Here is a 25949-nt window from a genome sequence, read left to right as displayed (position 1 = left end):
CGACAGCGATGGATTTCCCCCCGGTCAGCCCGCCCGACGCCGCGGCGGCGACCGCCGCCCGCGCCCGGCAGAACTCGCTGACCAAGCCACCGGGTTCCCTGGGGCGCCTGGAGACGCTGTCGGTCTGGGTGGCGGCCTGCCAGGGGCAGTGCCCGCCGCGACAGTTCGAACGCGTCCGCATCGTGGTGTTCGCCGGCGATCACGGCGTGACCCGCGGACGCGTGTCGGCCTATCCCCCGGAGGTGACGGCACAGATGGTCGCCAACATCGACCGTGGCGGGGCGGCTGTCAACGCGCTGGCCGCCGTCGGCGGGGCCGGGGTGCGCGTGGTGGACATGGCCGTCGCGGGGCCGATCCCCGGTGACCCGGGCGGGACACTCAGCACCTACCGGGTGCGCCGCGGCAGCGGCGACATCACCTGCGAGGACGCTCTGACCCACGACGAGGTGCTGGCCGCGCTCGAGGCGGGCCGGCGGATCGCCGACGAGGAGGTCGACAGCGGGGCCGACCTGCTGATACCCGGCGACATGGGAATCGGAAACACCACCGTCGCAACGACATTGGTCGCCGCACTGACCGGCGCCGAACCCGCTGAGGCGGTCGGGCACGGGACCGGGATCGATGATGCCGGCTGGGCCCGCAAGACCGCGGCGGTGCGCGACGCGCTGTTCCGGTCCCGCCCGCAGCACGCGGACCCGATCGGACTGCTGCGCTGCTGCGGCGGCGCCGACGTGGCGGCGCTGGCGGGCTTCTGCGCCCAGGCAGCGGTGCGCCGCACCCCGGTGCTGCTCGACGGCCTGGCTTCCACGGCCGCTGCCCTGGCGGCCGATCGGCTGGCCCCCGGCGCCCGGGCCTGGTGGCAGGCCGGTCACCGCTCCCCCGAGCCGGCTCACGCGCTGGCGTGCGCCGCACTGGGCACCGAACCGATCCTCGACCTGCAGATGCGGCTGGGCGAGGGTACCGGCGCCGCGGTTGCCCTCCCGGTGCTGCGCGCCGCGGTTTCGGCGTTGTCGTCGATGGCCACTTTCGCCGAGGCGGGGGTGTCCGGGCCGGCCGACGGGGCGTCCGGGTGATCCGGTCGCTGGCCGCCGCGGCGGGATTCGGCACGGCGCTGCGGCTCCCCGGAGCCATGACCGGCCCCCCGGGCCGTGGCGCGCTGACGGCGTTGCCGGTGATCGGCGCCGCGCTGGGGGCGCTGGCGGCGGGCGTGGTGTGGGCCGGCGGGCTGGCCTTCGGACCGGGCAGCCCGGTGACGGGGCTGCTGGCGGTGGCGGCGCTGCTGGCCGCCACCCGGGGCCTGCACATCGACGGGGTGGCCGACACCGCCGACGGTTTGGGTTGCTACCGGCCTGCCGCCCAGGCGCTGCAGGTGATGCGCGAAGGCGCGACCGGCCCGTTCGGGGTGGTTGCGGTGGTCATGGTGATCGGATTGCAGGCGACGGCGTTCCCGCTGCTGGGCGCCGGGCAGATCGTGCTCGCGGTGTGTGCGGGCCGGGTGGCCGCCGTGCTGGCCTGCCGGCGTTCGGTGCCCGCGGCCGAGGGCAGCGTGCTCGGCGCGACGGTGGCCGGCAGCCAGCCGTTGCCGGTGGCGGCAGCCTGGGTTGCGGCGCTGATCGCGGCGGCGGTCCCCGCCGGTGCGCAGCCGTGGCATGGGCCGGTAGCCGTGGCCCTGGCCCTGGGCTGCTCGATCACCCTGGTCCGACACTGCGTGCGCCGTTTCGGCGGGATCACCGGCGATGTGCTGGGCGCGGTCGTCGAGGGGGCCACCGCGGTAGCTGCGGTGACAATGGCCGCGCTCTGAGCGCCCCGGCCCAGCCTGCTGCAATTTCCGAAACTGTCCGGCCTGGCGGATTATTCTCCGATTGGGTGGTTCCTCGCCCCGCTATTGCATGTATCGTGGAACGAACGTTAACATGCAACGTTAACAAAAAGGGGGATATCAGATGGGGCGTCACCACAACTACAGCAAGCGAAGCCGCGAATCACGTAAGGCGATGATCGACGGCACCTTCGAGGATCGGGATGACACCACCTATTGGTACGAGATGGCCGAGGATCTGCGCCCGCTGGCCGATCGCGTCGGCGGGTCCCCCGATCTGCGCCGCTGATCACCCCACGTTTCCCGCCACGATGCTGGCGCTCGCGGCACCGGAGCGCGCCAGAGGCCACCTCGTGCTTCCCGCGCTGGTGATCCAGCCGAAACTGCAGTAGTGCACTACTGCATCCGCATCCTGTGAACGACCATAGCGTCGGCGCTGATCAGACGGTCAGAATCATGAGGAGCGGATCATGGACCTTCAGCGACTTCATCGGCGGCGCACCAACCCACCCACCCTCTTCAACCACCCCCGTCGCGCGACCAGGCTGCTGGGGCTGGGCGGCACGGTCGGCGCCTTCATGGCGTTCGGCATGTGCCCACTGGCCGGCGCACCGGCCCAGGCGGACCCGCTGATCGATTGGATCGCCGACATAGTCGACCCGGCCTCCTGGTCGTGGCTGGCCGGGGAGGACACCGCCGGGCTCGAAACAGCAGACTGGGGCAGCTTTTTGAGCAGCTTCAGCGGCCCCGACAGCGCGCTCGGCCCGGCTGCCGCGGGCGACCCCACCATGGCAGAGCTGTTCGAGACCTGGGTCTATGCCCCGCTGTACCAAGCCGGCCAGGAATGGCTGGCCACCCCCTCCGGTAACGCGATCAGCGACTGGATCAACGACACCTTCGGCAACGACCAACTGCTGATCGGCAACGGCGCCGACGGCATCGACGGCGGCACCAACGAGCAGGCCATGGGCGGCGCCGGCGGGCTGTGGTTCGGCGACGGCGGCGACGGCGGGACCGCTGTCGGCGGCTGGGGCGGCGCCGGCGGCGACGCCGGATTCTTCGGCAACGGCGGCGACGGCGGCCACGGAGGCGGATTCGGCTCCGGCGACTATCCCGGCGACGGCGGCGACGGCGGCAACGGCGGGACCTTCATGGGCCACGGCGGCGATGGTGGCGACGGCGGCGACGGCGCCAACGGCTTCAACGGCGCCTATGGCGGCGACGGCGGCGACGCGGCGAGCTGGCTATTCGGCAACGGCGGAACCGGCGGGCACGGCGGGGACGGCGGCAACGGCGCCGCCGGCGTAGTGGGCGGTGACGGCTGGTACGGCGGCCAAGGAGGAAGTACCTTCGCCCTCTTCGGTGACGGCGGCATCGGCGGAGCCGGCGGCAACGGCGGCAACGGCGGGGGGGCCGCGGGCGCCGTGGGCAACGGAGGTGGCGGCGGCTACGGCGGTCTCGGTGGCAACGGCGGTAACACCGTCACCGGGGTGGGCGGCGGCGGGGCCGGGGGCAACGGCGGCAACGGGGGAAACGGCGGAACCACCTCCGGACAAGGCGGCTCTGGCGGAGTCGGCTGGCACGGCGGGAACAGCGGGACCGGCCCCGGCGGCAGGTACTCCGGAACCGGCGGCGCCGGGGGCCGCGGCGGTGACGGTGGAGACGCCAGCGGCGTCGGCTACTCCGCGGGTCGCGGCAACGGCGGTGGGGCGGGCGGCTCAGGTGAATTCGGCGGAGCAGGTGGCGACGGGGGCACGGGCGGAAACGGCAGCGGCGGCGCGATCGGTGCCGCCGGCGGCGCCGGTGGGACATCCGGATTCGGCGTCGCCGGCACCGGTGCCGGCGGCAACGGCGGTCACGGCGGCGCTGACAGCGGCGGCGTGGGCGGCGTGGGCGGCATGGGGGCAGCCGCCGCCTTGGGGACCACCGCTGGTGGTGGTGGCGGCGGCGGGGGCGGCACCGGCAGTGCCGGCGGCACCGGTGGTGCGGGCGGTGCAGGTAGTAGCGGTGGCACCGGTAGCGGTCTCGACATTTTCGGCCAGGTCGCGGGAGTGGGCGGCTCCGGCGGGACTGGCGGCGAGGGCGGCCGCGGCATCGGAGTCGGCAGCACGGGCGGGGTCGGTGGGGCCGGTGGCGTCGGCGGGGACGGCACGGGAATCCGTGGCGTCGGCGGCGGCTACGGCCAGGGCGGGCGGGGCGGGACCGGCGGCACCGGGGGTATGGCCTTCAATCTCGGAACCGGTGGAAATGGCGGCGTCGGCGGCACGGGCGGCCACGGCACGGGTGGTAGTACCACCGTGATCGGGCAAGGCGCGATCGGCGGCGGTGGCGGGACCGGCGGCGTCGGCGGCATTGCCGACGGCTTCGTCGACGGAGGAGCCGACGGCTACAACGATGACATCGGCGGTGTGGGCGGCGACGGCGGCGCCGGCGGCAACGCGGCCACCGCGGTCCAGGGCACCGCCACGGGCGGCTGGGGTGGAACCGGCGGGGCCGGTGGTGTCGCTCATCCGGGCGCCAGCGGTGCCGGCGGTGTGGGCGGTGCCGGCGGCAGCACCACCGACGGCGCCGGTGCCTCCGGCGGTAACGGTGGTCCGGGCAGCCCCGACGGAACGCCCGGCACACCGGGCGTTACGGGTTAGTCCAGCCGGGCCATCCACCCGTGGGTGTCGGCGAAGGTGCCGCGCTGGATTCCGGTCAGGGTGTCGCGCAACGCCATGGTGACCTCACCGGGCTGACCGTCGGCGATGGTGAACTCGCCGTCCGCGGACTTGACGTGCGACACGGGCGTGATGACCGCGGCCGTCCCGCAGGCGAACACCTCGGTGATCTCCCCCGATGCGGCCTTCTTCTGCCATTCGCTGACGTCGATCTTGCGCTCTTCGACGCTGAAACCGGCATCGGTCGCCAACTGCAGCAAGGAGTCGCGGGTGATGCCGGGCAGCAGCGAGCCGGACAGCTCGGGCGTCACCAGCCGCGCCGAGCCACCGGTGCCGAACACGAAGAACAGGTTCATGCCACCCATCTCTTCGACGTAGCGCCGCTCGGCGGCGTCCAGCCACACCACCTGGTCGCAGCCATGTTCGGCGGCCTGTGCCTGGGCGACCAGCGACGCCGCGTAGTTGCCGCCGAACTTGGCGGCGCCGGTCCCACCCGGGCAGGCCCGCACATACTCTGTCGACAGCCACACGCTGACCGGCTTGATCCCGCCCTTGAAGTACGCGCCGGCCGGCGAGCCCATCACCAGGCAGCGGTACTCGTTGGACGGGCGCACCCCCAGCCCCGGCTCGGTGGCGAAGACGAATGGGCGCAGGTACAGCGACTCCTCACCGCCGGCGGTCGGCACCCAGGCCGCGTCCACGGCGATCAGCTGCCGCAGCGACTCGATGAACAGCTCGTCGGGCAGCTCCGGGATCGCCAGCCGCCGCGACGACGCCCGCATCCGGGCGGCGTTGGCCTCGGGCCGGAACGAGACGATCGATCCGTCGGTCCACCGGTAGGCCTTGAGCCCTTCGAACACTTCCTGTGCGTAGTGCAAAACGATGGCCGACGGGTCCAATTCGATGGGCCCGTAGGGAATGACCCGCGCATTGTGCCAACCCGCGTCCACGGTGTAGTCGATCGAAACCATGTGATCGGTGTGGTACTTGCCGAAACCCGGCTCAGCCAAAATGGATTCGCGCACCTCGTCGGGCGTCGGGTTGGTGGTGACCGACACGTGGAAGTCGAGGAGGCTACTCGTCATGCAGCGATTGTATAACCGGTGCGCTAGCGGGTTTTTGCCGTGACGAACGGCGGGGTCACCACCTCGCACTCGACCGCACGGCCCCGCACGTCGACGGTGAGCTGGGCGCCGTCCTGCACGCCCGCCTCGACGTCGATCAGCGCCAGCGCGATGCCGGTCTTGAGCGTCGGCGAGAATGTGCCCGAGGTGGTGACCCCCACCCGGCGGTCGCCGTCGAGTACCGCCAAGTCGGCACGCAGCACCCCGCGGCCGGTGGCACGCAGCCCGCGCAACAGCCGCGCGGGACCGGCTGCCTTCTCGGCCAGCAGCGCGTCGCGGCCCAGGAAGGATTCCTTCTTCCAGCCGATCGCCCAGCCGCAGCGGGCCTGCAGCGGCGAAATGGTCGGCGACAGTTCGTGACCGTGCAGCGGGTAACCCATCTCGGTGCGCAGCGTGTCGCGGGCTCCCAGGCCCGCCAGCTCACCGCCGGCCTCCGTCACGGCGGCCACCAGCGCGTCGAACACCACCTCCGCGGAATCCCACTCCGGCAGCAGCTCGAAGCCGTGTTCGCCGGTGTAGCCGGACCGACAGACCCGGACCGACACCCCGGCGAAGTCCGCGTCGGCGAACGCCATGTAGTCCATCTCGGTGGGCAGCCCGAGCCCGGCCACCACCTCGGTCGATCGCGGACCCTGCACCGCCAGCACCGCCCGCGAGCGGTGTTCGTCGGTGACCGTCACCCCGGCCGGCGCCACCTCCTGCAGAACCGAGACCACCGCCGCGGTGTTGGCGGCGTTGGGCACCAGGAAGATCTCGTCGTCGGCGACGTAGTAGGCGATCAGGTCGTCGATGACGCCACCGGATTCGTTGCAGCACAAGGTGTACTGCGCCTGCCCCGGGGAGATCCGGCCGAGGTCGTTGGTCAGCGTGGCGTTGACGAACCCGGCCGCGCCCGCACCCCGCACGGTCGCCTTGCCGAGGTGGCTGACATCGAAAAGCCCCACGGTGTTGCGGGTCGCGTTGTGCTCGGCGACGGTACCGGCGTAGGACACCGGCATCAGCCAGCCGCCGAACTCGGCGAAGCTGGCGCCCAGGGCGCGGTGCCGGTCTTCCAGGGGTCCGTGTTGCAGTTCGCTCACGACGAGCCAGCCTAGTGGGCACACTTATGTAAATGGTGGATTGGGATGCGCTCGAAGCCGCCGGCATCGCCGATGCGAGGGCCCGCGCCGGCCTCATCGAATACCTCGACGGTCTGGGGTTCACCGCCGAGGAGATGGTGCAGGCCGAGCGCCAGGGCAGGCTGTTCGGCCTGGCCGGTGACGCCGTGGGCCGCTCGGGTCCCCCGATCTTCACCCTGCGGACGGCCGCCGAGGCCCTCGACGTGCCGGTGGCCGAGGTGGCCCAGGCCTGGCGGATGCTCGGGCTCACCGTCCCCAGCCCGGACACCGCCGCGCTGAGCCAGGCCGACGTCGACGCCTTGGCCACCTGGCGTCAGATGCGGTCCTTTCTCGGCGAGCCCGTGGACGGCTTCCTGCGGGTATTGGGAGCGACGATGGCGCGGCTGGCCGAGGCCGAGTCGTCGATGATCCGGCTCAGCGAGCCCGACATGTGGCTCGGCCACACCCGCGACGAGCTGCGTACCGCCCGGTCGTGGCGCGCGGTCGCGGAGTACATCCCGCGCATAGGCGCCATGATCGACACCGTTCACCGCCAGCACCAGGTCACTCTCCGGACCTTCCTGGAGGCCCTGGCCGGCGGGCCGACGATGGGGCTGATGTGCGGCGTGGGGTTCGCCGACCTGACCGGGTTCACCGCCCTGACCAGGGTGCTCACCGCCACCGAACTGGCCACGCTGCTCACCGATTTCACCGCCACCGTCGCCGACGTGGTGCACCGCGACGGCGGGCGGGTGGTCAAGTTCATCGGCGACGCGGTGATGTGGGTGAGCGCGACCGGGGAACTGCTGGCCAGAGCGGCGATCGACCTGGTCAATCACCCCGAGGCCCGCGCTGCCGGCCTGCAGGTGCGCGCCGGGCTGGGCTATGGCGAGATCGTCGCGATCAACGGCGACTACTTCGGCACCCCGGTCAATCTGGCCGCTCGCCTGGTGGACGTCGCCGCACCCGGACAGGTGCTCGCCTCGTCCTGCGTGCGCGCCGAACTGCCGAACTGGCCGGTCATAGTTCAGGATCCCTTGACGCTCAAGGGGTTCGACGAACCCGTCCCGGCGTACCAGCTGCACCCGCACGCCGATCGTTAGGGTGAGTCCTTGTGAGCACCGAACACCACTCCCCTGCCCCCTCCGTCACCGTCGCCGACTCGCTGCCCGCCAACGCCGACCAGGCGGTGCTGATCGTGCCGGTGGTCTCGGCCGGCGACGAATCCGAGCCGGGCGCGCAGTCCGGTGAGCGCGGCGCCGTCGTCGTCGCCACCGAGCCCGCGCTGCCCGCCGAGGCGGTCGCCGAGATCGAGGCCGCGCTGAGCGCCCTGGGCGCCAAGGGCGGCAGCGAGCAGGTCAACCGACTGGTCGTGACGTCGCTTCCGGTGGCCAGCGTGCTGACCGTGGGCCTGGGCAAGGCCCGGGAATCCTGGCCGGCCGACGTGGTCCGCCGCGCCGCCGGAACCGCAGCCCGCTCGCTGAACGGCACGACCGCGGCGATCAGCGCGCTGAGCGGGTTGCCCGGCCAGGGCGAGGACGACCTGGTGGCCGCCGGCGTCGAGGGAATACTGCTGGGGGCCTACCGGTTCACCGCCTTCCGCACCGAGAAGACGGCCCCGAAGGATCCCGGCCTGCAGAGCCTCACGGTGCTGACGTCGGCGGCCGGGGCCGAAGCGAGCGCCGCCCGGGGAGCCGTCATCGCCGCGGCGGTGACCACCGCCCGCGATCTGGTCAACACCCCGCCGAGCCACCTGTATCCGGCCGAGTTCGCCGAGCGCGCCCGGGCGCTGGGCGAGGCCGCCGGGCTGGAGGTCGAGGTGCTCGACGAGGCGGCGCTGGCCGACGCCGGATTCGGCGGCGTGATCGGCGTGGGCCAGGGTTCGGCACGCCCGCCGCGACTGGTGCGGTTGATTCACCGCGGGTCGCGCCTGGTGCCCAATCCGGACGGCGCCAAGAAGGTGGCGCTGGTCGGCAAGGGCATCACGTTCGACACCGGCGGTATCTCGATCAAGCCGGCTGCCTCGATGCACCACATGACCTCCGACATGGGCGGGGCGGCCGCCGTGATCGCCACGGTGGTGCTGGCCGCCCGCCGCGGCCTTCCGCTCGATGTGACGGCAACGGTGCCGATGGCCGAGAACATGCCGTCGTCGACCGCCCAGCGCCCGGGCGACGTGCTGACGCAGTACGGCGGCACTACCGTCGAGGTGCTCAACACCGACGCCGAGGGCCGCCTGATCCTGGCCGATGCGATCGTGCGGGCGTGCGAGGACGACCCGGACTATCTCATCGAGACCTCGACGCTGACCGGCGCGCAGACGGTGGCGCTCGGCGCGCGTATCCCCGGGGTGATGGGCTCGGAGGATTTCCGCGACCGGGTGGCGGCGATCTCGCAGGCCGTCGGCGAGAACGGCTGGCCGATGCCGCTGCCGGACGAACTCAAGGACGACCTGAAGTCGACGGTGGCCGACTTGGCCAACGTCAGCGGCCAGCGTTTCGCGGGCATGCTGGTCGCCGGGGTGTACCTGCGTGAGTTCGTGGCCGACGGCGTCGAATGGGTGCACATCGACGTCGCCGGGCCGGCGTACAACTCCGGCGGCCCGTGGGGGTACACCGGAAAGGGCGGCACCGGGGTGCCGACGCGCACCATGTTCGCGGTGCTGGAAGACATCGCCGCGAACGGGTGACGGCGGCCGAGCCCGACAGACGGGCTTGTGGCGCAGCGCTCGCCGTGCCGTAGCGCACGGCAGCGCAAGGCGTTGCACCGCCACCTCGGTGCGTGCGGGCAAGGCCCGCAATGACAGGATGGTTTCAACAGTCCACCTGGGCACCGCCCTCGCCCCGCCACTCTGTGGTATCCAGAGGACGACGTGCAGCGATCGATCGAGCAAGGAGTCAACAACGATGGCCTTCTCAGTCCAGATGCCCGCCCTCGGTGAGAGCGTCACGGAAGGGACCGTGACCCGCTGGCTCAAGCAGGAAGGCGACACCGTCGAGGTCGACGAGCCGCTGCTGGAAGTCTCCACCGACAAGGTCGACACCGAGATCCCGTCGCCGGCATCGGGTGTGCTGACCAAGATCGTCGCCGGTGAGGACACCACGGTCGAGGTCGGCGGCGAGCTGGCGGTGATCAGCGAGGCCGGTGAGAACACCTCGGCGCCGGCTGAACCGGAGGCTCAGGCGCCGGCTCCCGCCGCCGAAGCACCGGCTCCCGCTGCCGAGGAGCCGGCACCGGCTGCCGAAGCACCGGCCGCTCCCGCATCCGCCGCATCGTCGGCCCCCGCCGGAGACGGCACCCCGGTGCTGATGCCGGAGTTGGGCGAATCGGTCACCGAGGGCACCGTGACGCGCTGGCTCAAGCAGGTGGGCGACAGCATCGAGGTCGACGAGCCGCTGGTGGAGGTCTCCACCGACAAGGTCGACACCGAGATCCCGTCGCCGGTGGCCGGAACCTTGCTGTCGATCACCGCGGGCGAGGACACCACCGTCGAGGTCGGCGGAGAGCTGGCCCGAATCGGTTCGGGCAGCCCGGCTGCCGCACCCGAGCCCACGCCCGAGCCGGCGGCCCCCGCACCTGCGGCCCCCGAACCCCAGGCCCAGCCCGAGCCCGAGCCCGCACCGGCACCCCAGGCCAAGCCCGAGCCGGCGCCCGCACCGGCACCCCAGGCCAAGCCCGAACCCGCAGCTGCGCAGCCCGCTGCCGCGCCGGCCCAGGACGGCGAGGCGGCGCGCTACGTGACCCCGCTGGTGCGCAAGCTCGCCGCGGACAACAACGTGGACCTGAGCCTGGTCACCGGCACCGGGGTCGGCGGTCGCATCCGCAAGCAGGACGTGCTGGCCTTCGCCGAGAAGCAGGCCCAGCAGCGCAAGGAACCGGCCGCTGCGTCGGCAGCGGCGGCACCGGCCGCTTCGCGCCCGGCAGCCGCGGCCCCCGCCTCCGCGCTGGCGCACCTACGTGGCACCACCGCCAAGGCCAACCGGATTCGCCAGATCACCGCCAAGAAGACCCGGGAATCGCTGCAGGCCACCGCCCAGCTCACCCAGACCCACGAGGTCGACATGACCAAGATCGTGGCGTTGCGGGCCCGGGCCAAGGCCGCCTTCGCCGAGCGCGAGGGCGTGAACCTGACCTACCTTCCGTTCATCGCCCGGGCGGTGATCGACGCCCTCAAGGCGCACCCGAACGTCAACGCCAGCTACAACGAGGACGCCGGCGAGATCACCTACTACGACGCCGAGCACCTGGGCTTCGCGGTGGACACCGAGCAGGGACTGCTGTCCCCGGTGGTGCACAACGCCGGTGACCTTTCGCTGGCCGGACTGGCGCGGGCCATCGCCGACATCGCCGCGCGGGCCCGCTCCGGGAACCTCAAGCCGGACGAGTTGTCCGGGGGCACCTTCACGATCACCAACATCGGCAGCCAGGGCGCGCTGTTCGACACCCCGATCCTGGTGCCGCCGCAGGCCGCCATGCTCGGAACCGGTGCCATCGTCAAGCGGCCCAGGGTCATCGTCGACGACGCCGGCAACGAGTCGATCGGGGTACGCTCGGTCTGCTACCTGCCGCTGACCTATGACCACCGCCTGATCGACGGCGCCGACGCGGGTCGGTTCGTGACCACGATCAAGAACCGGCTCGAAGAAGCGGCTTTCGAGGCGGACCTGGGTCTCTGACGGCCCCGGGCGAGAAGCGCTGCAAGAGGATTGAGCTGTGGGTAACCCTGTCGTCGCGATCGCCGGGTCATCCGGACTGATCGGCTCGGCGCTGGTGTCGGCGTTGCGCGCCGACGGTCATCAGGTGCTGCGGATCGTGCGGCGCGCCCCGGCCGGCTCCGGTGAGCTGCAGTGGGATCCGGCCGCCGGCGACATCGATGTCGGTGCGCTCGCCGGCGTCGACGCCGTGGTGAACCTCTGCGGCGTGGGCGTGGGCGACCGGCGCTGGTCGGGTGCGTTCAAGCAGAGCCTGCGCGACAGCCGGATCGCCCCGACCGAAGTGCTGTCGGCAGCGGTTGCCGAGGCCGGCGTCCCGGTGCTGGTCAATGCCAGCGGCGTCGGCTACTACGGCGACACCGGCAGCCGGACCGTAGACGAATCCGCACCGGGGGGAACGGATTTCCTGGCCCAGCTCGCCCAAGACTGGGAGGCGGCGACCGCGACCGCACAGCAGTCCGGGGTTCGCGTGGTGCTGGCTCGTACGGGCATCGTGCTCTCGCCCGCGGGCGGCGTGGTGGGGCGCCTGCAGCCGTTGTTCTCCTGGGGACTGGGCGCCCGGATCGGCAACGGCCGGCAGTACATGTCGTGGATCAGCATGGTCGACGAGGTGCGCGCACTGCTGTTCGCGATTTCCCACGACACGGTGTCGGGCCCGGTGAATCTGACCGGTCCGGCCCCGGTGACCAACGCCGAGTTCACCGCCGCGCTGGGGCGGGCGGTGGGCCGCCGTGCCCCGATGCTGCTACCCGGTTTCGCGGTCCGGGCCGGGCTCGGCGAGTTCGCCGAAAGCCTGCTCACCGGGCAGCGGGCCATCCCCGCCGTGCTGGAACAGGCGGGTTTCCGTTTCGAGCACCCCACCGTCGGCGAGGCCCTGGCCTACGCCACTTCCCGGCCGACCCCGCTGTAGCGGCAGCGCGGCGGGTAGCCTGCGAGCATGGTGTCCATCCGATCCAGCGCCGAGCCGATCGAGGTGCGCCAGCTGGGCACCCTGGACTACAGCGCCGCCTGGCAACTGCAACGCGACCTGGCCGAGGCCAGGGCAGCCGGGGGCCGCGACACACTGCTGCTGCTGGAGCATCCCCCCGTCTATACCGCCGGGCGCCGCACCGAACCGCAGGAACGCCCGGTGGACGGTACCCCGGTGGTCGACACCGACCGGGGCGGAAAGATCACCTGGCACGGCCCGGGACAGCTGGTCGGCTACCCGGTGATCGGCCTGGCCGAGCCGCTGGACGTGGTGAATTACGTTCGGCGTCTTGAAGAATCACTCATCGAGGTGTGTAACAACCTGGGCCTGAACACAACTCGGGTCCAGGGAAGATCCGGGGTGTGGCTGCCCGCCGGGAGCGACCGGCCGGCCCGCAAGATCGCCGCGATAGGTGTGCGGGTGGCCCGCGCCACCACGCTGCACGGATTCGCGCTCAATTGTGACTGCGATCTCAGTGCGTTCGGCTCGATCGTGCCGTGCGGGATCACCGACGCCGGAGTGACTTCGCTGTCGGCGGAGTTGGGTTGTGACATCGGCGTCGAGGATGTGCGGCAGGCGGTGGCAAGCGCAGTCGTCGACGCTCTCGACGGTGTCCTGCCGGTGCGCGACCATTCGGCTCCGCGCGTAACATCGACCACGTGAGCGCCGTCGGAGAAGGCCGTAGGTTAAGCCGTGCCGAAGCACGCAACGCCGAGACGCCGATCGAACGCAAGCCATCGTGGATCAAAACCCGTGCGCGAATGGGGCCTAACTACACCGACCTGAAGGTCTTGGTGAAGAAGGACAAACTGCACACGGTCTGCGAGGAAGCCGGCTGCCCCAACATCTACGAGTGCTGGGAGGACCGCGAGGCCACCTTCCTGATCGGCGGCGAGGTCTGCACCCGGAACTGCTCGTTCTGCCTCATCAAATCCGGCAAGCCGCCCGAGCTGGACCGCGACGAGCCGCGCCGGGTCGCCGAGAGCGTGCAGTCGATGGGGTTGCGGTATTCGACGGTCACCGGCGTCGCCCGTGACGATCTGCCCGATCAGGGCTCCTGGTTGTATGCCGAGACGGTGCGCGCCATCAAGGCACTCAACCCGTCGACGGGTGTGGAGCTGTTGATCCCCGATTTCGGCGGACGGCCCGAGTTGCTCGGTGAAGTCTTCGACTCCCGTCCCGAAGTGCTGGCACACAACGTCGAAACCGTGCCGCGCATCTTCAAGTTGATCCGGCCGGGATTCTCCTACGAGCGCAGCCTGAACGTGTTGACGCAGGCCCGCGACGCCGGGCTGGTGGCCAAGAGCAACCTCATCCTCGGCATGGGCGAGACCCCCGAAGAGATCCGGGCCGCCCTGTCGGACCTGTACGAGGCGGGCGCCGAGCTGGTCACCATCACCCAGTACCTGCGTCCCACCGCTCGGCATCATCCGATCGAGCGCTGGGTCAAGCCCGAGGAGTTCGTCGAGCACGCCCGCTACGCCGAGCAGCTGGGCTTTGCCGGGGTGATGTCCGGGCCGCTGGTGCGCTCGTCGTATCGCGCCGGGCGGCTCTACCAGCAGGCGCTGGAGAACCGGGCTAACCGCGGCCGGTGCACCTCGGCGGGCTGACGCCCCGGGGGGCGGCGGGCCCGGCTGCGTATCCTTGGTAGCTATGCCCAGACCGCGCAACACCGCCGAGAACAAGGCTGCCCGGGCGGAGGCGAAAGCCGCCCGCAAGAACGCCAGCAGGCAGCGCCGTGCCCAGCTGTGGCAGGCGTTCCAGCTCCAGCGCAAAGAGGACAAGCGGCTGGTGCCCTACATGGCCGGCGCCTTCGTGCTGGTCGTTGGGGTGACAACCGCGCTGGCGCTCAACGGCGGCACCTTCGCCAAGGTGACGACCATCCCGCTGGGCCTGGTGCTGGGTGCCCTGGTGGCCTTCGTGATCTTCGGTCGGCGCGCGCAACGGTCGGTTTACCGCAAGGCCGAGGGGCAGGCCGGGGCGGCGGCGTGGGCGCTGGAGAACCTGCGCGGCAAATGGCGCGTCACTCCCGGCGTGGCCGCCACCGGCCAGCTCGACGCCGTGCATCGGGTGATCGGACGCCCGGGCGTCATCTTCGTCGCCGAAGGGTCACCCAGCCGGCTCAAGCCACTGCTCGCCCAGGAGAAGAAGCGCACCGCCCGGCTGGTCGGCGACGTGCCGATCTACGACGTGGTGGTGGGCAACGGCGAGGGCGAGGTGCCGCTGGCCAAGCTGGAGCGGTTCCTGACCAAGTTGCCGGCCAACATCTCGACCAAGCAGATGGACTCGCTGGAGTCGCGGCTGGCCGCGCTCAGTTCGCGCAGCGGGCCCGCGGCCATGCCCAAGGGACCGCTGCCCGGCGGCGCGAAGGTGCGCGGCGTTCAGCGTGCAGTGCGCCGGCGCTGACTCCAGCGTTCAGCGGCTGCGCACCACCGCGGTCGAGGTGGCCCGGTCCTGCAGCCCGCGCCCGTCGGCGTCGGTGAACAGCGCCGGCACCACCAGGGCGATCAGCAGTCCGCGCACCGCTGCCCGGCCCAACCCGATGCCCAGGCCGGGCCCGTCCACCGGGACCACCCGTAACCCGCAGGCGTATTGCCCCGGGGTGAATCCGAACAGCCGCACGGCGGCCACGCCGAGCACCAGCCAGATCCCGAGCACCACCGTCGCCAGGAACTCCGGGGTCACCACACCTGCTGCCACGCCCAGACCGGCCAGCCCATAGCCGACCAGCCAGTCAAGCCCCAGCGCCGCCAGGCGCCGCCCCGTCGGAGCCAGCGAGCCGGGGCCGCTGGCGGGCAGGCCCAGGCGCTGGCCGGGGGCGGTGTCGGGGCCGCCGGGACCGGCAGACTCCGGCCCCGACAACCACGAGGAGAACGTGCGGCTCATGGCCCCTACGATAGGCGGACCGTAATGGCGACCCGGGGTCGGCGGGGCAACCCGAGGTTGCGTAACGTCAGCGCCGGACACCCCGGTTCGGGGGCTACCAGCGGAGGAGAACAGTTCTGTGACCGACAAGACGGCCGACGACATTCTCAAGCTCGTCGCCGATGAGAACGTGGAGTACGTCGACATCCGGTTCTGCGACTTGCCCGGCCAGATGCAGCATCTGACCATCCCGGCCGCCGCGCTGGATGCGAGCGTCTTCGAGGACGGGCTGGCCTTCGACGGCTCGTCGATCCGCGGATTCCAGTCCATCCACGAGTCGGACATGATGCTGCTGCCCGACTTCGAGACCGCCCGCATCGACCCGTTCCGGGCGGCCAAGACACTGAACCTGAACTTCTTCGTCCACGACCCGTTCACCCGCGAGCCCTACTCGCGTGACCCGCGCAATGTCGCCCGCAAAGCCGAGAACTACCTCGCCAGCACCGGCATCGCCGACACCGCCTACTTCGGCGCCGAAGCCGAGTTCTACATCTTCGACTCGGTGCGCTTCGACTCCCAGATCAACGGCTCGTTCTTCGAGGTGGACTCGGCTGCCGGCTGGTGGAACACCGGCCGCACCACCGAAGCCGACGGCAGCCCCAACCTCGGCTACAAGGTCCGCCCGAAGGGCGGCTACTTCCCCGTCGCCCCGACGGACCGGTTCGTCGACCTGCGCGACGCCATGTCGACCAACCTCGCCAACGCCGGCTTCACCGTCGAACGCGGCCACCACGAGGTCGGCACCGGCGGGCAGACCGAGATCAACTACAAGTTCAACACCCTGCTGCACGCCGCCGACGACCTGATGCTGTTCAAGTACCTCATCAAGAACACCGCCTGGGCCCACGGCAAGACCGTCACCTTCATGCCCAAGCCCCTGTTCGGCGACAACGGCTCGGGCATGCACGTGCACCTGTCGTTGTGGAAGGACGGCGAGCCGCTGTTCTACGACGAGTCCGGCTATGCCGGGCTGTCGGACACCGCACGCCACTGCATCGGCGGGATCTTGCATCACGCCCCGTCGCTGCTGGCGTTCACCAACCCCACCATCAACTCCTACAAGCGCCTGGTTCCCGGCTACGAGGCCCCGATCAACCTGGTCTACAGCCAGCGCAACCGCTCGGCCTGCGTGCGCATCCCGATCACCGGCACCAACCCCAAGGCCAAGCGCCTGGAGTTCCGCTGCCCGGACTCCTCGGGCAACCCCTACCTGGCCTTCGCCGCCATGCTGATGGCCTGCATCGACGGCATCAAGAACAAGATCGAACCGGCGGCCCCGGTCGACAAAGACCTCTACGAACTGCCCCCCGACGAGGCCGCCAACATCCCCCAGGCCCCCACCTCACTGGCCCAGGTGATCGACAATCTGGAAGCCGACCACGAATACCTCACCGAGGGCGGCGTGTTCACCCCGGACCTGGTCGAGAACTGGATCAACTTCAAGCGCGACAACGAGATCGCGCCGGTGAACCTGCGCCCGCACCCCTACGAGTTCTCGCTGTACTACGACTGCTGAGCGACGCTGCAACGGCTCCGGCGGCAACGGCGAGCGGCTCACTCCACCGTGTCGCGGGCCCAGGACGGCGTGATGAAGACGCCGTCGGCCTCCACGGTCACCCCGGCGGCGTCCGAGATATGGCCCCGCGCGTAGGTTTTCACCCCGTCTTTGCGGTACACCGAGGCCTCGGCGTGCAGCGGCCCCAAGGGTGTTCCCCGGAGGTACTTCACGGTGATGGTGCCGGTGTAGTTCGGCTTGGTCAGGCCGTCGCTGGCCGCCTCGCCGAGCACATGGTCGAGGATCAGGGCACTGACCCCGCCGTGGACCAGCGTCGGCGGCCCCTCATAGGCCGCGCCCAGGTGAAAGTCGGTCCAGCAGTGGCCGTTGCCCCCGTGCTGGATCACCAGCGGCGGAGCAATCGGGTTGCGCAGCCCGACCACGGCATTCCCCCACGCCAGCGGCCGGCCGTCAACGACGTAACGCAGTCCCGGCGAGTCGCTGAGGTTGCTGGCCCGAAGCCGCTCGGTGAGCTGGCGAACCTGGCTGGTCGCCTCATCGACGGTGCCGGCGTCGGCCTGGGTGCGAATGGTGACGTCGATCAACTCACGGACCGCCTGGGCGAGCGGCCCGTAGCGCTCCAACAGTCGCGCGCTCTCCTGCGCGCTGATTGTGGGCACCGCCGCGCCAGCCCCGAAATCCACCACTGAGATCCTCCTCTAGTCCCCGAATACCTTGCGTACCACGGCTTTCGCGCGCCGTGTCACCCGCAGGTAGTGATCCAGGAATTCACCGCCGTCACCGCCGGGCCATCCGGCGGCCACCGCCACCGCGTTGAGGGCGCGGCCCGGTCCGGGCAGCTGGTCGGTGGGCTTGCCGCGCACCAGCACCAGGGCGTTGCGAGCACGGGTTGCCAGCAGCCACGCCTGCCGGAGCCTGTCCACGTCGTCGGCCTCCAACAGCCCGGCATCGGCGATGACGTCCAGGGTCTCCAGCGTAGAGGTGTTGTGCAGGGCCGGAACACGGTGGGCGTGGCGCAGCTGCAAAAGCTGGACTGTCCACTCGACATCGGCCAGCCCGCCCCTGCCCAGCTTGGTGTGCGTGTTGGGGTCCGCCCCGCGGGGCAGCCGCTCGGCGTCGACCCGCGCCTTCACCCGGCGGATCTCGCGCACCGCCTCGGCCGACACCCCGCCGGGCGGATACCGGGTGGCGTCGACCATGCGCAGGAACCGAAGACCCAGATCCACATCACCGGCGACGCAATGCGCCCGCAGGAGCGCCTGAATCTCCCACGGCTGGGCCCACTGCTCGTAGTAGGCCGCGTACGAGGCCAGCGTGCGGACCGGAGGACCGTTGCGGCCCTCGGGGCGAAGGTTGATATCGACCTGCAGCGGCGGGTCGACGCTGGTGGTGCCCAGCAGCGCCCGGACCTGTTCGACGATCGACGTGGCCCAACGCACCGCGTCGCCGTCGCCGACGCCGGGCGCCTGTTCGTTGGTCTCGCACACGAACATGACGTCGGCGTCCGAGCCGTAGCCCAGCTCGCCCCCGCCCAGCCGGCCCATGCCTATCACCGCGATCCGCGCCGGCGGCTCCTGGCCTTCTCCGGGCAGATTGACCCGGACGATCGCGTCCAGCGCGGCCTGTAGCACCGCCACCCACACCGCAGTCAGCGCCCGGCAGACGTCGACCACCTCGAGCATGCCCAGCAGGTCCGCGGAGGCGATGCGGGCCAGCTCGTGGCGGCGCAGGCTGCGCGCCGAGGCGATCGCGCGCTCCGGGTCGGGGTGGCGTGCCGCCGATGCGATCAGCGCCCGCGACACCGCGTCGGGATCGCTGTCGAGCAGCTTCGGCCCGGAAGGTCCGTCGCCGTAGGCCTGGATGACGTCGGGCGAGCGCATCAGCAGGTCCGGAATGTAGGCCGAGGTGCCCAATACCCGCATCAGCCGCTTGGCCACGGCGCTGCTGTCGCGCAGGGTCCTCAGATACCAGCGCTGCTGCGCCATCGACTCGCTGAGACGCCGGTAGGCCAGCAGCCCCGCGTCCGGATTGGGGGTGTTGGACAGCCAGTACAGCAACGTGGGCAGCAGGACCGCCTGGACCCGGCCCCGGCGACCGCTCTGGTTGGTCAGCGCCGCCAGATGGGTCAGAGCATTGTGCGGCGCCTCGTATCCCAGCGCCGCCAGCTGGCGTTCCGCGGCACCGGGTGTCAGCCCCCCGGCCAGCTCCAGCCCCGCCGGTCCGACTGCCTCCAACAGCGGTTGGTAGAAGAGCTTGGCGTGCAGCCTGGAGACCCGGAGGCTTTGGGCCTTGAGTTCTTCACGCAGTACGCCCAGGGCGTCATGGCGGCCGTCGGGCCGGATATGGGCGGCGCGGGCCAGCCAGCGCATCGCCTCGTCGTCCTCGGGCGGCGGGAGCATGTGAGTGCGCTTGAGCCGCTGCAGCTGCAGCCGGTGTTCGAGCAGCCGCAGGAACTCATACGAGGCGGTCAGGTTGGCCGCATCATCCCGGCCGATGTAGCCGCCGGAACCCAGGGCTGCCAGCGCATCGACCGTGGACGCCACGTGCAGTGACTCGTCGCTGCGTCCGTGCACCAGCTGCAGCAGCTGCACAGCGAACTCCACGTCGCGCAGTCCTCCCGAGCCCAGCTTGATCTCGCGGGACCGGATCTCAGCGGGTACCAGCTGCGCCACCCGGCGCCGCATGGCCTGCACGTCGGCGACGAAATCCTCACGCTCGCAGGCGGTCCACACCATGGGCAGCAGCGCATCGACGTAGGCGCGGCCCAGTTCGGCGTCGCCGGCCGCCGGGCGCGCCTTGAGCAGTGCCTGAAACTCCCAGGTCTTGGCCCACCGCTGGTAGTAGGCGATATGGGAGTCCAGGGTGCGCACCAGCGTGCCGTGGCGTCCCTCCGGCCGCAGATTGGCGTCCACTTCGAAGAACGCCTCGCCGGCCACCCGCATCAGTTCACCGGCCACCCTCATGGTGAGGGCATCGGCTTCTTCGGCGACGAATATGACGTCCACATCGCTGACGTAATTCAGTTCCCGCGCACCGCATTTGCCCATGGCGATCACGGCAAGCCGGGGCGGCGCGGCGTCGGCGCACGCCCGGATCTCGGCCACCCGAAGGGCGGCGGCCAGCGCGGCGTCGGCCAAGTCCGCCAGGTGCTCGCCGACGGTCACGTAGGGCAGCACCGGCAGGTTCTCCACGGTGGCAGCCAGGTCGATGGCGGCCAGTACCAGCAGCCTGTCGCGGTAGAGCGACCGCAGCCGCTGGACGTAGGCGCCGTCGGTGGTGGCGGCGATACAGTCGGCGAATATCGTGCGCAGCTCGGATACCGACGGCAGCGCCAGCGAGTAGTCCTCGGTGTCGGCGGGACTGGCCAGCAACTTCCACGACTCGGGTTGGGCTATCAGGTGATCGCCCAGTGCCAGTGAGGATCCCAGCACGCTGAACAGCCGCCCGCGCAGGCCGCGGTCGGCCATGAGAGCGGCGCTCAATTCGGCCCAGTCGATATCCGGCGCCTCGGACAGCCGGACCAGGGTGCGCAGGGCCAGGTCGGCGTCGGGGGCGCGCGACAGCGCCCAGAGCACGTCGACGTGCGGTTGGGTGTAGGTGCTGTACCAGCCCAGCGCGGTCAGGTCGGCCGCGGCGTACCGGTCGACCAATCCCAGACGCCCGACGCTGGGCAGCTTGCGACGCTGAGCTCCGGGGTAGGCCACGACCGTACGGGGCCTCTAGAGCGCCAGGTAGTTCTGCAGCTCGTAGGGCGTCACATGGCTGCGGTAGTTCGCCCACTCCTGGCGCTTGTTACGCAGAAAGAAGTCGAAGACCTGCTCCCCCAGCGCCTCGGCGACCAGCTCGGAGTTCTCCATCTCGGTCAGCGCCCGCTCCAAGGTGCCGGGCAACTCGCGGTAGCCCATCGCCTGGCGTTCCTCGGGAGTCAACGCCCAGACGTTGTCCTCGGCCTCGGGGCCCAGCTCGTAGCCCTGCTCCACCCCGCGCAGCCCGGCGGCCAACAGCACCGCGAACGTCAGGTAGGGATTGCACGCCGAGTCCGGGCTGCGCACCTCGATACGCCGCGAGGACGTCTTGTGCGGGCTGTACATCGGCACCCGCACCAGCGCGGAGCGGTTGGACGCGCCCCAGGACGCCGCGGTGGGCGCCTCGCCGCCGTGGATCAGCCGCTTGTAGGAGTTGACCCACTGGTTGGTGACGGCGCTGATCTCGTTGGCGTGCTCGAGGATTCCGGCGATGAACGATTTCGCGGTGGCCGACAGCTGCAGCGGGTCGTCAGGGCTGTGGAACGCGTTGACCTCGCCCTCGAACAGGCTCATGTGCGTGTGCATGGCCGATCCGGCGTGCTCCCGGAAAGGCTTGGGCATGAACGACGCCCGGACACCCTCCTTGAGCGCGATCTCTTTGATCAGGTAGCGGAACGTCATCACGTTGTCGGCCATCGACAGCGCGTCGGCGTAGCGCAGGTCGATCTCCTGTTGCCCCGGGGCGTTTTCGTGGTGGCTGTACTCCACCGAGATGCCCATCGACTCCAGGGCGTCGATCGCATGCCGGCGGAAGTTGGCGGCCGAGCCGTGGATCGACTGGTCGAAGTAGCCCGCGTCGTCGGCCGGAACCGGCGTGCTCCCGTCATAGGGGCCGGGCTCGAGCAGGAAGAACTCGATCTCGGGGTGCACGTAGCAGGCGAACCCCAGCTCCCCCGCCTTGGCCAGTTGCCGGCGCAGCACGTGGCGCGAGGACGCCCAGGCCGGCGATCCGTCCGGCATGGTGATGTCGCAGAACATCCGCGCCGAGTACTGCTTGCCCGAATCCGAGGTCCACGGCAGCAGCTGGAATGTCGACGGGTCGGGATGGGCGACCATGTCGGATTCGGAGACCCGGGCGAAACCCTCTATCGCCGAGCCGTCGAAGCCGACGCCCTCGTCGAAGGCGCCCTCGAGCTCCGCCGGGGCGATCGCCACGGACTTGAGGTAACCGAGCACATCGGTGAACCAGAGCCGGACGAAACGGATGTCGCGTTCCTCCAGCGTGCGGAGCACAAACTCCTTCTGACGGTCCATACCGCGAAGCGTATCAGCGCTCAGCATTTTGCATCGGGTGGCGGCAGCGTGCCGTCAACCAGGTATCGCGCGGCGTACCGGTCCACGCATTCGTTGCCCTGAAACACCACGGTGTGCTGAGTTCCGTTGAACGTCACCAACGAGCCGCCCAGCTGCTTGGCCAGGTCCACACCGGCCTGGTACGGCGTGGCCGGGTCGCGGGTGGTGGAGACCACCATCGTCGGGGGCAGGTCGGGCACCGAGAGGGTATGCGGCTCCGTGGTGGGCGGCACCGGCCAGAAGGCGCAGGTGCCCAGCGGGGCGTCGCCGGTGAATTTTCCGTAGCTCATGAACGGCGCGACCTCACGGGAACGCCGGTCCTCCTCGATCACCTTGGCGCGGTCGGTGATCGGCGGCTGGTCGACGCAGTTGACCGCGACGCGGGCATCGGTGGCGTTGGTGTAGTGGCCGCTGGCGTCCCGGCGCATGTACAGGTCGGCCAGGCTCAGCATGATGTCGCCGCGGCCCTCGGCCAGATCGGACAGGCCGTCGTTGAGGTGCGTCCAGAACGTCGGCGAATACAGCGCCATGATGGTGCCCACGATGGCGTCGCTGTAGCTCAGTCCGCGCGGGTCCTTGGTCTTTGCCGGCTTGTCCACCAGCGGGTCGACCAGGCTGTGGTAGACGTCGACGGCCTTGGCGGGATCGTCGCCCAACGGGCAGTCGGTCTCCTTGGCGCAGTCGGCCGCGAAGTCGTCGAACGCGCCCTGGAAGGCCTCCGCCTGCCGCAGGTCCTCCTCGATCGGATCGGCGTTGGGGTCCACCGCGCCGTCGAGGATCATCGCCCGCACGTTCTGCGGGTAGGCCTCGGCGTAGGCCGAGCCGATCCGGGTGCCGTAGGAGTAGCCCAGGTAGGTCAGCTTGTCGTCGCCCAGTCCGGCGCGAATCGCATCCAGGTCGCGGGCGACGTTCACGGTGCCGACGTTGGCCAGAAATTCCTTGCCGGTCTTCTCCAGGCAGCGCGCGACGAACTCCTTGGTCTCGTTCTCGATACGCGCCACGCCCTCGGGGCTGTAGTCGACCTGGTTCAGAGCACGCAGCCGGTCGTTCTCCTCGTCGGAGTTGCACCACACCGCGGGCCGCGACGAGGCCACCCCGCGCGGGTCGAACCCGACCAGGTCGAAGCTCTCGCGGACCTGACGCGGCAGGGAGCTGACCAGGCCCACCGCGGTCTCGATGCCGGACTCCCCCGGGCCGCCCGGGTTGATCACCAGCGAACCGATCTTGTCCTTGGTGGCCGGGAAACGGATCATGGCCAGCCGGGCGACGTCGCCCTGCGGCGCGGAGTAGTCGACCGGCACCGCGATGAACCCGCACTGGGCGTCGGCGGGGACCTTGATGTTGGTGTCGGCGGTGAACCGGCACTTGTCCCACTGGACCGGCTGGCCGACCTTCGGCACGGCCAGCACCGCGTGGCCCGGCGTCAGCCGGGTGCAGCTGCCGACGGTGATCATCACTGTCGCGATCGCGAGGCAGGTCAAAACGGTGCGCGTGATCCTGTCGCGGCGCGTCGGCGAGCTCATGACACCACATGCTGCCATGCACGCGCGGGCAAGCCCGGGCACCCGGTGGGCTCAGCGCGTGCCGATGTGAGGAAATCCACTTCACCTTGTGGTTCAGCTGTGCTCCCCCGAGTGGCAGACTGGACATGTCAGACGACCCGGGGACCCGCTGCACGGGCTTCGAGGATCGACCCGACCGATTCAAGGGACAACGATGTCTGAGCACATTTACGGCGCCGGCAATGACGCTGCGCCCAATCCGGTCCGCATCGCACCGAAGACCCGCGTCCATCATCTGCAGGAGATGAAGGGCGAGGGACGCAAATGGTCGATGCTGACGGCCTACGACTACTCCTCGGCCCGGATCTTCGACGACGCCGGCATCCCGGTGCTGCTGGTCGGGGACTCCGCGGCCAACGTTGTCTACGGCTACGACAGCACGGTTGCGGTCACTGTCGACGAGCTGATCCCGCTGGTACGGGCGGTGGTGCGCGGCGCCCCGCACGCATTGGTGGTGGCCGACCTGCCGTTCGGCTCCTACGAAGGCGGACCGGCTGCGGCCCTGGCCACCGCCACCCGGTTCATGAAGGAGGGCGGCGCGCACGCCGTCAAGCTGGAGGGCGGCGAGCGGGTGGCCGACCAGATCGCCATGCTGTCCGCAGCCGGCATCCCGGTGATGGCCCATATCGGGTTCACTCCGCAGAGCGTGAACACCCTGGGCGGCTACCGGGTCCAGGGACGCGGCGACGCCGCCGAGCAGACCATCGCCGACGCGATCGCGGTCGCCGAAGCGGGGGCCTTCGCGGTGGTGATGGAGATGGTGCCCGCCGAGCTGGCCACCCAGATCACCGGGAAGCTGACCATTCCCACCGTCGGTATCGGCGCCGGGCCCAACTGCGACGCCCAGGTTCTGGTGTGGCAGGACATGGCCGGGATGACCACCGGCAAGACCGCCCGGTTCGTCAAGCGTTTCGGCGACGTCGGAGCTGAATTGCGCCGCGCCGCAGAGCAGTACGCCCACGAGGTGGCGGCGGGAACCTTCCCGGCCGAGGAGCACTGCTTCTAGAAAGAGGTATCCGGTCGGCCCGGGTGTGACAGGCTGGATGTCGTGTCCCCAGCCGACCCCACCACCTCCTATCGCGAGGTGGAACGCAAGTTCGACGTCGATGCGTCGGCCATCTCGCCGTCCTTCGACGGCATCGCCGGAGTCGCCCGCGTCGAACACCTGCCGGCGCAGGCCCTGGCGGCCGTGTACTACGACACTGCCGGCCATGACCTGGCGGCCCGGCGGGTCACTCTGCGCCGGCGCACCGGCGGTCCCGACGCCGGCTGGCACCTGAAGCTTCCCGCCGGGCCGGACACCCGCACCGAGGTACGTGCCCCCTTGGGCCCCGAGGTTCCGGACGAACTGCTCGACGTGGTGCGGGCGTTGGTGCGGGACCGGGCGCTGGCGCCGGTGGCGCAGATCCGCACCGCCCGCCGCGTGGTGGTACTGCGCGACGAGCGCGACGAGGTGCTGGCCGAGTTCTGCGACGATCAGGTCACCGCGTCGGCCACCGGCACCGACCGCGAAGAAGCCGAACAGCTCTGGCGGGAATGGGAACTGGAACTGGGCTGCGGCGACATCGAGCTGCTGGACCGGCTGAGCAACCGGCTGCTCGACACCGGCGCCGGGCCGGCCGGCTACGGCTCGAAACTGGCCCGGGTGCTCGGCGCACCCGCGCCGCCCGCACACCCCACCGATCGCCTGCAGCGGGCACTGGCCGAGCAGGTCGAGCTGCTGCTGGGATGGGATCGTGGGGTGCGCGCCGACGCCGACGACGCCGTTCATCAGATGCGGGTGACGGTCCGGCGGATCCGCAGCCTGTTGCACGGCGAGGAGAAGACCCACGCCCCGCTGCTCGACGAGTTGCGGGAACTCGGGGCGGTGCTCGGTGTCGCGCGCGATGCCGAGGTCCTGGCCCAGCGCTACCAGCAGGAGCTCGATGAGCTGGCACCGGAACTGGTCCGCGGACCCGTGCGCGAACGGCTGGTCGGCGGTTCGCAGCGCCGCTATCAGACGGGGCGACGGCGCAGCTTGACCGCGATGCGCTCCTCGCGATACTTCCGGCTGCTCGACGGGCTCGATGATCTGATCAACGCGCCGACCGCCAGCCGGTCGGCCTCGGTGGACATCGCCTACCGGCGGCTGCGCAAGGCGGTGAAGGCAGCCAAGACGGCCGCGGACCGCGACGCGGCACTGCACCGGATCCGCAAGGCCGCCAAGCGACTGCGCTACGCCGCCGCGGCAGCGGGCAAGACCAAGATCGCCCGGCGGGCGAAGACGATTCAGACGCTGCTGGGTGACCACCAGGACAGCGTTGTCAGCCGCGAACACCTGATTGCGCAGGCCGATGCGGCGGCGGCTGCCGGTGAGGACACCTTCACCTACGGGCTGCTGTATGCCCGCGAGGCCGATCTCGCCGCGCGGTGCCGGGCGCAGCTGCAGCCCGCCCTGCGCAAGCTCGACAAGGCGATGTAGCCGA

Annotated in this window: 21 protein-coding genes; 14 read left to right on the top strand and 7 right to left on the bottom strand. The window is 70.7% G+C overall.

What is annotated here, in order from left to right; genetic code table 11:
• The first annotated feature begins 8 nt into the window (after positions 1-8).
• The 4 genes from cobT (at position 9) to G6N14_RS21190 (ending at position 4461) form a co-directional block, all read left to right on the top strand.
• On the top strand, positions 9-1073 hold the full coding sequence (gene cobT, locus G6N14_RS05730) for a nicotinate-nucleotide--dimethylbenzimidazole phosphoribosyltransferase (RefSeq protein WP_085133893.1): 1065 nt from the start codon (positions 9-11) through the stop codon (positions 1071-1073).
• A complete protein-coding gene (locus G6N14_RS05725; RefSeq protein ID WP_085133894.1) occupies positions 1070-1801 on the top strand; it encodes an adenosylcobinamide-GDP ribazoletransferase in 732 nt (243 codons plus the stop codon). Before cobT ends, G6N14_RS05725 begins: the two co-directional genes overlap by 4 nt.
• 142 nt (positions 1802-1943) lie before the next feature.
• Positions 1944-2108 carry a hypothetical protein gene (locus G6N14_RS05720; protein ID WP_163787071.1) on the top strand — a complete coding sequence of 55 codons (165 nt, stop codon included), beginning with the start codon at positions 1944-1946 and terminating at the stop codon, positions 2106-2108.
• 181 nt (positions 2109-2289) lie between these two features.
• Positions 2290-4461, top strand: a complete 2172-nt coding sequence (locus tag G6N14_RS21190) for a PE family protein (protein WP_163787069.1) — start codon at positions 2290-2292, stop codon at positions 4459-4461.
• Here the strand turns inward: G6N14_RS21190 and G6N14_RS05710 are convergent.
• A complete protein-coding gene (locus G6N14_RS05710; RefSeq protein WP_085136284.1) occupies positions 4458-5564 on the bottom strand; it encodes a branched-chain amino acid aminotransferase in 1107 nt (368 codons plus the stop codon). The two genes, G6N14_RS21190 and G6N14_RS05710, sit on opposite strands and share 4 nt — an antisense overlap.
• A gap of 23 nt (positions 5565-5587) precedes the next feature.
• Positions 5588-6682 carry a glycine cleavage system aminomethyltransferase GcvT gene (gene gcvT, locus G6N14_RS05705; protein ID WP_085136285.1) on the bottom strand — a complete coding sequence of 365 codons (1095 nt, stop codon included), beginning with the start codon at positions 6680-6682 and terminating at the stop codon, positions 5588-5590.
• Positions 6683-6714: 32 nt separating this feature from the next.
• Between gcvT and G6N14_RS05700 the strand changes: the two genes are divergently transcribed.
• The 7 genes from G6N14_RS05700 (at position 6715) to G6N14_RS05670 (ending at position 14788) form a co-directional block, all read left to right on the top strand.
• Complete coding sequence (locus G6N14_RS05700; protein WP_085136286.1) at positions 6715-7803, top strand: adenylate/guanylate cyclase domain-containing protein; 1089 nt, start codon at positions 6715-6717, stop codon at positions 7801-7803.
• 11 nt (positions 7804-7814) lie between these two features.
• Positions 7815-9389 (top strand): leucyl aminopeptidase, encoded by a 1575-nt coding sequence (locus G6N14_RS05695; RefSeq protein WP_085136287.1) that lies wholly within the window; start codon positions 7815-7817, stop codon positions 9387-9389.
• 217 nt (positions 9390-9606) lie between these two features.
• Positions 9607-11376, top strand: a complete 1770-nt coding sequence (gene sucB / locus G6N14_RS05690) for a 2-oxoglutarate dehydrogenase, E2 component, dihydrolipoamide succinyltransferase (RefSeq protein WP_085136288.1) — start codon at positions 9607-9609, stop codon at positions 11374-11376.
• Positions 11377-11413: 37 nt separating this feature from the next.
• The gene (locus G6N14_RS05685) at positions 11414-12322 is read left to right on the top strand and encodes a TIGR01777 family oxidoreductase (RefSeq protein WP_085136289.1); all 909 of its coding nucleotides are present in this window, start codon (positions 11414-11416) and stop codon (positions 12320-12322) included.
• A 27-nt stretch (positions 12323-12349) separates the two neighbouring features.
• Positions 12350-13045, top strand: coding sequence for a lipoyl(octanoyl) transferase LipB (lipB, locus tag G6N14_RS05680; RefSeq protein ID WP_085136290.1), 696 nt, complete (start codon positions 12350-12352; stop codon positions 13043-13045).
• Positions 13042-13992 carry a lipoyl synthase gene (locus G6N14_RS05675; protein ID WP_085136291.1) on the top strand — a complete coding sequence of 317 codons (951 nt, stop codon included), beginning with the start codon at positions 13042-13044 and terminating at the stop codon, positions 13990-13992. The genes lipB and G6N14_RS05675 overlap by 4 nt, the downstream gene beginning before the upstream one ends.
• Positions 13993-14035: 43 nt before the next feature.
• Positions 14036-14788, top strand: a complete 753-nt coding sequence (locus G6N14_RS05670; RefSeq protein WP_085127198.1) for a DUF4191 domain-containing protein — start codon at positions 14036-14038, stop codon at positions 14786-14788.
• A gap of 9 nt (positions 14789-14797) precedes the next feature.
• Here the strand turns inward: G6N14_RS05670 and G6N14_RS05665 are convergent, their stop codons facing one another.
• Entirely contained in the window at positions 14798-15268 is a 471-nt protein-coding gene (locus G6N14_RS05665; protein ID WP_085136292.1) for an RDD family protein, read from the bottom strand.
• A gap of 118 nt (positions 15269-15386) precedes the next feature.
• Here G6N14_RS05665 and glnA (G6N14_RS05660) point away from each other — a divergent pair, with 118 nt between their 5' ends.
• On the top strand, positions 15387-16823 hold the full coding sequence (glnA, locus tag G6N14_RS05660; RefSeq protein WP_163787067.1) for a type I glutamate--ammonia ligase: 1437 nt from the start codon (positions 15387-15389) through the stop codon (positions 16821-16823).
• Positions 16824-16861: 38 nt separating this feature from the next.
• Here glnA (G6N14_RS05660) and G6N14_RS05655 read toward each other — a convergent pair whose 3' ends face one another.
• Genes G6N14_RS05655 through G6N14_RS05640 form a run of 4 tightly spaced genes read right to left on the bottom strand, consistent with a single transcriptional unit; the run spans position 16862 to position 23445 of the window.
• The gene (locus G6N14_RS05655) at positions 16862-17506 is read right to left on the bottom strand and encodes a PaaI family thioesterase (protein WP_407663073.1); all 645 of its coding nucleotides are present in this window, start codon (positions 17504-17506) and stop codon (positions 16862-16864) included.
• A gap of 15 nt (positions 17507-17521) precedes the next feature.
• Positions 17522-20527, bottom strand: a complete 3006-nt coding sequence (locus G6N14_RS05650; protein ID WP_085135836.1) for a bifunctional [glutamine synthetase] adenylyltransferase/[glutamine synthetase]-adenylyl-L-tyrosine phosphorylase — start codon at positions 20525-20527, stop codon at positions 17522-17524.
• 15 nt (positions 20528-20542) lie between these two features.
• The gene (gene glnA / locus G6N14_RS05645; RefSeq protein ID WP_085127873.1) at positions 20543-21883 is read right to left on the bottom strand and encodes a type I glutamate--ammonia ligase; all 1341 of its coding nucleotides are present in this window, start codon (positions 21881-21883) and stop codon (positions 20543-20545) included.
• A 20-nt stretch (positions 21884-21903) separates the two neighbouring features.
• Positions 21904-23445 (bottom strand): alpha/beta hydrolase, encoded by a 1542-nt coding sequence (locus G6N14_RS05640; RefSeq protein ID WP_085135837.1) that lies wholly within the window; start codon positions 23443-23445, stop codon positions 21904-21906.
• Positions 23446-23638: 193 nt separating this feature from the next.
• Here G6N14_RS05640 and panB point away from each other — a divergent pair, with 193 nt between their 5' ends.
• Positions 23639-24490 (top strand): 3-methyl-2-oxobutanoate hydroxymethyltransferase, encoded by an 852-nt coding sequence (gene panB, locus G6N14_RS05635; RefSeq protein ID WP_085135838.1) that lies wholly within the window; start codon positions 23639-23641, stop codon positions 24488-24490.
• 42 nt (positions 24491-24532) lie between these two features.
• Positions 24533-25945 carry a CYTH and CHAD domain-containing protein gene (locus G6N14_RS05630; RefSeq protein WP_085135839.1) on the top strand — a complete coding sequence of 471 codons (1413 nt, stop codon included), beginning with the start codon at positions 24533-24535 and terminating at the stop codon, positions 25943-25945.
• The last annotated feature ends 4 nt before the right edge of the window (positions 25946-25949 follow it).

Origin of the sequence: Mycolicibacter hiberniae (assembly GCF_010729485.1) — a bacterium.
Taxonomy (GTDB): domain Bacteria; phylum Actinomycetota; class Actinomycetes; order Mycobacteriales; family Mycobacteriaceae; genus Mycobacterium; species Mycobacterium hiberniae.
This window is presented reverse-complemented; position numbering and strand designations above follow the sequence as displayed.